This window comes from Nonomuraea turkmeniaca (genome assembly GCF_005889735.1).
GTDB lineage: Bacteria > Actinomycetota > Actinomycetes > Streptosporangiales > Streptosporangiaceae > Nonomuraea > Nonomuraea turkmeniaca.
The window spans coordinates 1-919 of the sequence record NZ_VCKY01000564.1; the positions used below are offsets into that span (position 1 = coordinate 1).

The following is a 919-nucleotide window of genomic DNA, read 5'->3' on the forward strand; positions in this document are numbered from 1 at the left end:
CACCCCTGCCGGCCACCCCCGGCACACCCGGCGACCCCGTCCCCAGATAGGCACGCAACGTGCCATCCGCCAACGTCCCCACCAGATCCGGCCGGCCATCCCCATCGAAGTCGACCGCCTCACCCGTGGCATCCTCCGGCTGGGCGGGGTTGCCCCTGACGTAGGGCAGGATGGCGTTGACGATGATCTGTGCGTCGCCGGCCTGTGGCTGGTACCGCTCCGGGTACGCCGATATCTGCACTTTCTGGCACACCTCGCCGACGGGCGCGGTCATCCAAGTGTTGTTCGGATACTCCCTGAGCATCGTGCTCAGGAACTTGTTGGTCGCGATGGTCGGGTTGAGCCGTTCCTCCCGGCTACCCCACCAGTCCTGCTGCTGGAACAGGCCCAGGCTGGTGTGGTCGACCTGTTCGCTGATGTTTTGGATGCTGGTTTCCACGATCACGGTCGTGATGGCGATCACAGCCGCCCGCGGATCCAGCCCGCGGTCGTGCACAGCCTTGATCACCATCCGTGCGCACGACACCCGGTAGGCCGACATGTAGCCCCGCATCTTGGCCTGCAGGGAGCTGTTGAGCTGGGTCGCCAGCGCAGCGTCGGCCGACGTGGGGCCGTCCGGGTCGCACTCCGCGAGTTGGTAGGCGGCGGTCACGTCCGACGCCGTCGTGGGACTCGGCTCCGGATTCGCGATCGCGGGGGTGGCCGTGACGGTCAATGCCAGGGCAGTGATGGCCGCGGTGGTGAGGGCGATGCGTAAGACGAGCTTCCTGGGCACGGTTCGTCCTTAATCGTGGTCAGTTGACGACGGCCAGGCGGGTGATGGCGTTCCAGCCGGTGCCGATCGTGACTTTGGTGGCGATGTTCGGGGCGCCGGGGGTGCCCTTGTTCAGGTAGGCGTACAGGCTGCCGTCGGTGTGCC

1 protein-coding gene is annotated in these 919 nt (G+C 66.9%); it reads right to left on the bottom strand.

Annotation, left to right across the window (positions count from 1 at the left end; genetic code table 11):
• Positions 1-775, bottom strand: a 775-nt coding sequence (locus ETD86_RS54535; protein WP_138674410.1) for an FG-GAP repeat domain-containing protein, incomplete at its 3' end; no start/stop codon positions are given.
• Positions 776-919 lie beyond the last annotated feature (144 nt).